Below are 371 nucleotides of genomic sequence, written 5' to 3'. Positions count from 1 at the left end.
GTCGGTCTCGCCGGTGTCTTCGCCGCCTTTGTGGCCGTTGGGATCGCCTTTGTTGCCGCTGCCGCCCCCGCCGCCGCCGTTTCCGTTGCCAATTTTGCCTAGGCTCTCTTGGATGTCCTGCAGGCTTTTGGCTATGTCGCCGAGCACTTTGCTGTAGTCTTTGTTGCCGTCGAGTTCCGATACGTCGGGGCCGTCTTTGCCGTCATCGGGCTTTGCGGGATCTTTGGGCTTTGATGTATCTTTACCGTCGTCTTTGGGTTTGTCTGGCTTGGGCGGCTCTTTGTCTTTGGGTTTGTCGTCTTTATCTTTCTTTTGCTCAACTTTAGTCAAAAAAAAGATATTGCCTTCAGGACACTTAAACCCCGCCTTTG

General features: G+C 53.9%; 1 pseudogene. It reads right to left on the bottom strand.

Annotated features, from left to right (window positions below):
• A pseudogene (locus tag MB824_RS03910) lies at window positions 1–330 on the bottom strand (hypothetical protein); the annotation flags it as partial.
• Window positions 331–371 lie beyond the last annotated feature (41 nt).

This window comes from Kingella pumchi, from assembly GCF_022288825.1.
Classification (GTDB): domain Bacteria; phylum Pseudomonadota; class Gammaproteobacteria; order Burkholderiales; family Neisseriaceae; genus Kingella_D; species Kingella_D pumchi.
The sequence above is the reverse complement of the archived record's forward strand: the minus strand, read 5'-3'. Positions and strand labels throughout refer to the sequence as shown.